This window comes from Pseudomonas sp. Q1 (genome assembly GCF_009935975.1).
Taxonomy (GTDB): domain Bacteria; phylum Pseudomonadota; class Gammaproteobacteria; order Pseudomonadales; family Pseudomonadaceae; genus Aquipseudomonas; species Aquipseudomonas palleroniana.
On sequence record NZ_QODI01000005.1, the window covers coordinates 349,934 to 356,996 of the forward strand.

The following is a 7,063-nucleotide window of genomic DNA, read 5'->3' on the forward strand; positions in this document are numbered from 1 at the left end:
GTTTTCAGCCCCGATCCCGGTGCGATGCGGCCAGGGAGGCCCCGCACTTGCTGATTCAAATCAAAGCGTGTCTGCCTGAGCTGTTATTATCTGCCGTATCTATTCAGTACGGATTGATCCATGTCCTCTCGCGAAATCCGCATCGCCACCCGTAAAAGCGCCTTGGCCTTGTGGCAGGCCGAATACGTCAAAGCACGTCTTGAACAGGCCCATCCGGGTCTCAAGGTGACCCTGGTGCCCATGGTCAGTCGCGGCGACAAACTGCTGGATTCGCCCCTGTCGAAGATCGGCGGCAAGGGTTTGTTCGTCAAGGAACTGGAAACCGCACTGCTGGAAAACGAAGCCGATATCGCCGTGCACTCGATGAAAGACGTGCCCATGGACTTCCCCGAAGGCCTGGGCCTGTATTGCATCTGCGAACGCGAAGACCCGCGTGATGCGTTTGTTTCCAATACCTACAAGTCTCTGGACGAACTGCCGTTGGGCAGTATCGTCGGCACCTCCAGCCTGCGTCGCCAGGCGCAGTTGCTCACCCGTCGCCCGGACCTGCAGATCCGCTTCCTGCGTGGCAATGTCAATACCCGCCTGGCCAAGCTGGACGCCGGAGAGTACGACGCGATCATTCTCGCGTCCGCCGGTTTGATCCGCCTGGGCTTCGAAGACCGCATCACTTCGCCGATCAGCGTCGAAGACAGCTTGCCCGCAGGCGGGCAGGGCGCCGTGGGCATCGAATGCCGTACCGCCGACAGTGAAATTCACGCCCTGCTCAAGCCCCTTGATCATCCGGATACTGAAGTCCGTGTCACCGCCGAGCGCGCCCTGAACAAGCATCTTAACGGGGGGTGCCAGGTGCCGATTGCCTGTTATGCCGTGCTTGAAGGTGAAAACCTTTGGCTGCGTGGCTTGGTAGGCGACCCGGACGGCGGCACGTTGCTCACCGCTCAAGTGCGTGGGGCACAGCGTGACGCCACAGCCTTGGGCATCCAGGTGGCTGAGGAACTGTTGGCCAAGGGTGCCGGCGCCATTCTGCAAAAGGTCTACGGTGAGGCGGGTCCGCAGTGACCCAGTGGCGTGTGCTGCTGACGCGGCCAGCCGAAGAGTCGATGGCGCTGGCGGCGTCATTGTCCGAGGCCGGCATTTTCAGCAGCAGCCTGCCCTTGCTGGATATCGAAGCTTTGCCGGTCACGGCTGAGCAACAAGCTGTGTTTAGTGGCCTGGGCCGCTATTGTGCGGTGATTGTGGTGAGCAAGCCTGCCGCACGCCTGGCCTTGCAGCAGTTGGATCGAGTCTGGCCGCAACTGTCCTGGTTCAGTGTCGGCGCGGCCACCGCACAGGTACTGGCCGATCACGGCCTCAACGTTCAATATCCGCAAACCGGCGACGACAGCGAGGCCTTGCTTGCATTGCCGACCCTGCGTGAGGCTATCGCAGGCCCAGGCGCCCGTGTATTGATCCTGCGGGGTGAGGGCGGCCGAGAGCTGCTGGCTGAGCGTTTGCGCGAACAAGGTGCTAGTGTCGACTATCTGGAGTTGTATCGCCGTTTCTTGCCGGCTTATGACACTGGGGTGCTGATGCAACGCATCCAGTTGGAACGCTTGAACGGCGTGGTGGTCAGCAGTGGGCAGGGTTTGCTGCACCTGCAAGCCCTGGCTGGGCCGGACTGGCCACAGGTGGCACGGCTGCCATTGTTCGTGCCCAGCCCGCGAGTCTTTGAGATGGCGCGGGCTGCGGGCGCAGAAAAAGTTGTGGATTGTCGCGGTGCGAGTGCCGCGGCTTTGTTAGTGGCGTTACGGAGCTTTCCCGTTCCCACTCTCTGATACGCAAAGGACGGATACGTGAGCGAAACAGCCTTGCCTAAAGATGAAGCTCAGCCCGCGCTCGATGCGCCGGTTGCACCGGTCACCGAACCACGCCGTGGCAATGGCCTGGCGATCCTCGCCCTGCTGCTGGGCGCCGCAGGTGTTGCCGCCGGCGGCTGGGGAATCTGGCAGGTGCGCAGCCTGCAGGCCAGTAACCAGCAGCAGTTGAGCCAAGTGCAAAGCCTCGACGACCAATCCCAATCCTTCAAGCAGAGCCAGCAACAGCTGACGGCGCGGCTGGCGCAGTTGCCCAGTGCTGACGAGCTGGAGGAGCGCCGCCGCCTGGTGGCCCAGTTGCAGGGCGACCAGCAACGTTTGAGCCAGCGCCTGGAAACGGTGCTGGGCGCCAGCCGCAAGGATTGGCGTCTGGCCGAGGCCGAGCACTTGATTCGTCTGGCCAGTTTGCGTTTGTCCGCCCTGCAGGACATCAACAGCGCTCAGTCGCTGGTCCAGGGCGCCGACGAAATTATTCGCGAACAGAGCGATCCCGGCTCCTTCGCCGCCCGCGAGCAGTTGGCCAAGAGCCTTGCCGCGCTGCGTAGCACCGAGCAGCCGGACCGCACCGGGCTGTACTTGCAATTGGCCGCGCTGCGTGACCAGATTGTGCAACTGGCGGCTGTCGCACCTGAATACCAGCTCACCGAGCCTGCCTCCCAAGGGCGTCCGACCACCGATACAGACAACCGCTTGAGCGAATGGTGGGAGCAGATTTCCCGCTACTTCCGCATCGACTTCAACCCCGACGATAATATTCGCCCACTGCTGGCCGGCCAGGGCTTGAACCAGGTACGCCTGGCCCTGAGCCTGGCTCTGGAGCAAGCCCAATGGGCGGCGCTCAACGGTGAGGCGGCGGTGTACAGCCGCTCTCTGGCTGAGGCGCGCAGCGTGCTGCAGGACAACTTCAACCAGGACAACCCGCAGAGCAAAGCGATGCTGGCGCGTATCGCTGAACTGGAGCCCAAGGCAGTTTCGGTGGTGACGCCGGACCTGGCGGCAAGTCTCGCGGCAGTGCAGGCGTATCTTGAGCGTCGTCACCTGTCTGCCGATGAAGCCAAAGCATCGGCGGGCACGCCGGCGACCCAGGAGTAGAGCCGATGAAACGTTTCTATGTGGTCCTGGTGCTGGCGATTGCAATCGCTCTGGCATTGGCAGTGGGCATTTCGAAACACACCGGCTACGTGCTGATTACCTATCCCCATGTGCTGCATTACGAGTCGAGCTTGTGGGCCACGTTGGTGGCGGTGTGTGCCATTGGCCTGGCGATCTACCTGGCCCGCGTTTTATTGAGCCTGATCACCACCTCCGGGGGGGTGGTCAACCCATGGTCGCGGCGCAATCGCAGTCGTCGGGTACAGATTGCGATCGAGCAGGGCCAGATGGACCTTGCCGAGGGCCGCTGGGCCAGCGCCGAGCGCCATCTGCATCGCGCCGCCGAGGCGGAGCGTCAACCCTTGCTGTATTACCTTGGCGCAGCACGTGCGGCCAATGAGCAGGGGCGTTACGAAGAGTCCGACGGTTTGTTGGAACGCGCTTTGGAGCGCCAGCCCCAGGCGGAACTGGCCATTGCCTTGAGCCATGCGCAATTGCAGATGGACCGTGGCGATACCGACGGCGCCCTGGTCACTCTGCAGGCCATGCACGAGCGCCACCCGCATAACGCTCAGGTATTGCGCCAGTTGCAGCGCCTGCATCAGCAGCGAGGTGATTGGGCGTCGGTCATTCGCTTGTTACCGGAGCTGCGCAAGGACAAGGTGCTTCCTGCCAGCGAGCTGGCTGAATTGGAGCGTCGCGCCTGGGGTGAAAACCTGGGCGTGGCGGCCCAGCGTGAAGAGCATGGCGAAGCCGGCTTGCAGTCGCTTGAACGGGCCTGGGAGCAACTGACTTCCGCCCAGCGCCAGGAGCCGCAACTGGTGTTGGCCTACGCCGACCAACTGCGTCGACTGGGCGCTGATGCCAAGGCCGAAGAAGTGCTGCGCGGTGCGATCAAGCGCGGCTACGACAGTCATCTCATGCGGCTTTATGGGTTGTTGCGCGGCAGCGACCCGGCCCGTCAGCTCAAGTTTGCCGAAAGCTGGCTCAAGGATCATTCGGGTGACGCCAGCCTGCTTCTGACGTTGGGTCGCCTATGCCTGCAAAATAGTTTGTGGGGCAAAGCGCGGGATTACCTGGAGAGCAGCCTGCAGGTACAGCGCAACCCAGAGGCTTGCGCCGAGCTGGCCCGCCTGCTGGCCCAATTGGGTGATACCGAGCGCAGCAACCAGCTGTTCCAGGAGGGCCTGGGGTTGCTCGACAACCGTCTGTTGGCCGCTCCATTACCCGTGCCCGCGCGGGTTTGAGGTCGAAAAGGGGGAAGGGTTGGTGCGGAGCTATCTGACAGCCAGCCCTGAACTTTGCACAAACCCTTGTTGTAAATGTCCTGCTCTTCAATTCCTACGTGCAATTGCGGAGTTTCCTCCCGATTCTGGCGGGATGTCTCTACGGTTTCGCGGAATTGTCTGCTCTAGCGCGTATTGAAAGGGGTCGGGCCTTTCCTCTACCGTAGCGACCTATCTTTCGTGGTACGGATAAACAATGTCTTTGGCCCCCTTACGCTCTATGTTTTTCCTGGCGTTCATGGTTGGTGGGCTGACGTTGGGCGCGTCTTTCTACCTGGAATACGGCGCGCTGTTACAGCCTTGCTTCCTGTGCCAGGTACAGCGGCTGTTTCTCGCTGCCTATGCGCTGATCAACCTGATCGCGGCCCTTCATAACCCAGCGCGGCCGGGCCTCTACCTGTACGGGCTGGCGAGCATGGCGTGCTCATGCTTCGGCGCCATCACCGCAGTACGTCAGGTATTACTGCAGAACGCGGCATCGGACCAGATTTAAGATTGTTGGCCGAGCCTCCAGTACATGATTGAAAACCTTTCCTTTTGGCAGGCGGTACGGTCGGTTTTCAACGGCACGGTCGATTGCGTCGAGATCAACTGGACGCTGTTCGACCTGAGCTTGCCTGAATGGAGTCTGTTGTTCTTTTTAGCGATGCTTATTTTGGGAATCATGCAGTTTTCGCGGCTGTTGTTCAGCCAACGTTTGCGCATTGCACTGCCATGAATATGAGGTTCAAGTTGTAGGATGGGATTAAACACTTGTATGAACTTTCTCTCCTGCGTACCTTGAAGCCATAGTCATGCGGGCATAATCTGGCCCGCACGCGTTATCAAATCTGTTTATCGGACGCGGCCTTGTCCGGCTGCTGCTTTATCCTTGAATGTTGCGCGGGCACAAGGCAGCAGCGCCCCTATAGGGAAGAGAGATCATCATGCTGGAAAGTTGTCAGAATGCTCAGGAACGCTGGGGTGGGGTGCACAAGCTGATCGATAGCTGGCTGAAGGCACGTCACGAACTGGTTCGGGCCTTTGATGCTCTCGGTGCCAAGCCCGAAGCTCTGGCTGAGAACCGCGAACCGTTGCAGGACTTCTGTGGTGTGTTGGTGGACTATGTGTCTGCTGGCCATTTTGGTGTCTACGAGCAACTGACCGAGGAGGCGCAAGCCTTTGACGATCAGCGTGGGCTGGAACTGGCCGAGACGATCTACCCGCGGATCGATGCCATCACTGAGAAACTGCTGGCGTTCACTGACCTGTGCGATGCAGGACAATGTGTTGCGGAAAAATTCAAAGAACTGGGCGCGCTGTTGCATGAGCGTTTCGAGCTGGAAGACTGCTTGATCGAAGTGCTGCACAACGCTCACAAGGAAGAACCTGTTACTCAGGCTTGACCCTTGATCGCCGTACAAAAAACGGTGCGCATGGCGCACCGTTTTTTATTGGGTCAGTGGCGCGTACCCAGCAGTTCGATCTCGAATACCAACGGTGTATACGGCGGTATCAACTCGCCCGCGCCGTCTGCGCCATAGGCCTGTGCAGATGGAATGACCAGACGCCATTTCGCGCCTACCGGCATCTGTTGTAACGCTGAATGCCAGCCGCTGATCACGCTGTCCAGGCGGAACCACTGCGGTTGCGTGCTCTGATCGAAAACCGTCCCGTCGGGCAACCGCCCTACATATTTCACCTGCACCTCATCAGTTGCTGACGGCTTGTTGCCCGTGCCTGGCATCAACTCGGTGAGCAGGATGCCATCCGCCAATTCGCGCACGCCCTTGGCTGATTTTTCCTGGGCCAGGAATTGCTGTTCGGCGGCGAGGGCTTTTTCGCTCTGCGGAGCTTGGGCGTCGGCTTCGCTCTGTGCCTCATGCTGGGCGAGGATCTGTTCGATACGCGTGTTATCCAGCGCCAGCGGCTTGCCTTGATAAGCCTGCTTGAGGCCGTCGACGAGCGCCTGGATCTGCAGGTCCGGGACTTCCTGGCGCAGTCGTTCGCCGAGGCTCGCACCCAGGCTGTATGCGAGGTCGTGCGGGTCGGGCGCGGTGGTTTTGGAGGCGGATTGCTCGTTCGCGTTGGCCACGCAAATCCCCAAGCCAAGCACTAGAAAAAGGTAACGCGACATGGGCATTCTCCCGGCGAAAGTGCGACGGATTATGCCAGTGTGAGTCGGTAAAAAGTGCCGTGGTTTTTCGTTATATCGATAAGAATTTTCTCACGTTGCAACGCGAGGCAAATGATACTGTCAACATGCCCTAGCGGCGGTAAGAGCAGAGGGCTAGTATGAGCCGCACCCACGTCAGCCAGGAGGTAAACCATGTCGGCCAAACAGAAGCCTGTAAATACCCCGTTGCACTTGCTCCAACAACTTTCGGGCAGCTTGCTCGAACATCTTGAAAGCGCGTGTTCCCAAGCCTTGGCCGATGCAGAAAAGCTGCTCGCCAAACTGGAAAAACAACGCGGTAAAGCGCAAGAGAAACTGCACAAATCCCGCACCAAACTGCAAGACGCCGCTACTGCCGGCAAGGCCAAGGCTCAAGCCAAAGCTAAAGACGCTGTCAAAGAACTTGAGGACTTGCTCGACGCCCTCAAGGATCGCCAAGCTGAAACCCGCACCTACATTTCCCAACTCAAAAAAGATGCTCAGGAAAGCCTGAAATTGGCACAGGGCGTGGGGCGTGTGAAGGAAGCCGTCGCTAAAGTACTGGGCTCTCGTACCCCTGCAAAAGCGGTAGCCAAGCCAGTGACAAAACCAGTTGCTAAAACTGCTGCTGCGAAACCAGCCGCCAAGCCAGCTGCCAAAACCGCTGCTGCGAAACCAGCCGCCAAGCCAGCTGC

7 protein-coding genes and 1 pseudogene are annotated in these 7,063 nt (G+C 59.8%); 7 read left to right on the forward strand and 1 reads right to left on the reverse strand.

The genetic code is table 11. The features are described from left to right. Nucleotides 1-120 precede the first annotated feature (120 nt). The 6 genes and pseudogenes from hemC to DK870_RS10720 all read left to right on the forward strand — a co-directional run bounded on the left by hemC (nt 121) and on the right by DK870_RS10720 (nt 5,619). Nucleotides 121-1,062, forward strand: a complete 942-nt coding sequence (hemC, locus tag DK870_RS10695) for a hydroxymethylbilane synthase (protein ID WP_104995002.1) — start codon at nt 121-123, stop codon at nt 1,060-1,062. Then, nucleotides 1,059-1,817 carry a uroporphyrinogen-III synthase gene (locus DK870_RS10700; protein WP_161548617.1) on the forward strand — a complete coding sequence of 253 codons (759 nt, stop codon included), beginning with the start codon at nt 1,059-1,061 and terminating at the stop codon, nt 1,815-1,817. Before hemC ends, DK870_RS10700 begins: the two co-directional genes overlap by 4 nt. Nucleotides 1,818-1,835: 18 nt before the next feature. After that, complete coding sequence (locus DK870_RS10705) at nt 1,836-2,948, forward strand: uroporphyrinogen-III C-methyltransferase (RefSeq protein WP_090368016.1); 1,113 nt, start codon at nt 1,836-1,838, stop codon at nt 2,946-2,948. A 5-nt stretch (nt 2,949-2,953) separates the two neighbouring features. Then, complete coding sequence (locus DK870_RS10710) at nt 2,954-4,195, forward strand: heme biosynthesis protein HemY (RefSeq protein WP_090368018.1); 1,242 nt, start codon at nt 2,954-2,956, stop codon at nt 4,193-4,195. A 235-nt stretch (nt 4,196-4,430) separates the two neighbouring features. After that, nucleotides 4,431-4,952: pseudogene (locus DK870_RS10715) on the forward strand (disulfide bond formation protein B). A 208-nt stretch (nt 4,953-5,160) separates the two neighbouring features. Further along, nucleotides 5,161-5,619: an Rsd/AlgQ family anti-sigma factor gene (locus tag DK870_RS10720; protein ID WP_060753603.1), complete on the forward strand. Its 459-nt coding sequence runs from the start codon at nt 5,161-5,163 to the stop codon at nt 5,617-5,619. Nucleotides 5,620-5,672: 53 nt separating this feature from the next. On the opposite strand, the gene DK870_RS10725 is transcribed toward DK870_RS10720, so the two are convergent. After that, nucleotides 5,673-6,350, reverse strand: coding sequence for an FKBP-type peptidyl-prolyl cis-trans isomerase (locus DK870_RS10725; protein ID WP_104995000.1), 678 nt, complete (start codon nt 6,348-6,350; stop codon nt 5,673-5,675). 192 nt (nt 6,351-6,542) lie between these two features. Between DK870_RS10725 and DK870_RS10730 the strand changes: the two genes are divergently transcribed. Then, the coding region (locus DK870_RS10730) for an AlgP family protein (RefSeq protein WP_218580469.1) at nt 6,543-7,063 on the forward strand (521 nt) is incomplete at its 3' end.

What these genes read in the sequence shown, in the direction of transcription:
- hemC (WP_104995002.1), top strand. Translation starts at nt 121, where the DNA reads ATGTCCTCTCGCGAAATCCGCATCGCCACCCGTAAAAGCGCCTTGGCC.
- DK870_RS10710 (WP_090368018.1), top strand. Translation starts at nt 2,954, where the DNA reads ATGAAACGTTTCTATGTGGTCCTGGTGCTGGCGATTGCAATCGCTCTG.
- DK870_RS10720 (WP_060753603.1), top strand. Translation starts at nt 5,161, where the DNA reads ATGCTGGAAAGTTGTCAGAATGCTCAGGAACGCTGGGGTGGGGTGCAC.
- DK870_RS10725 (WP_104995000.1), bottom strand. Translation starts at nt 6,350, where the DNA reads ATGTCGCGTTACCTTTTTCTAGTGCTTGGCTTGGGGATTTGCGTGGCC.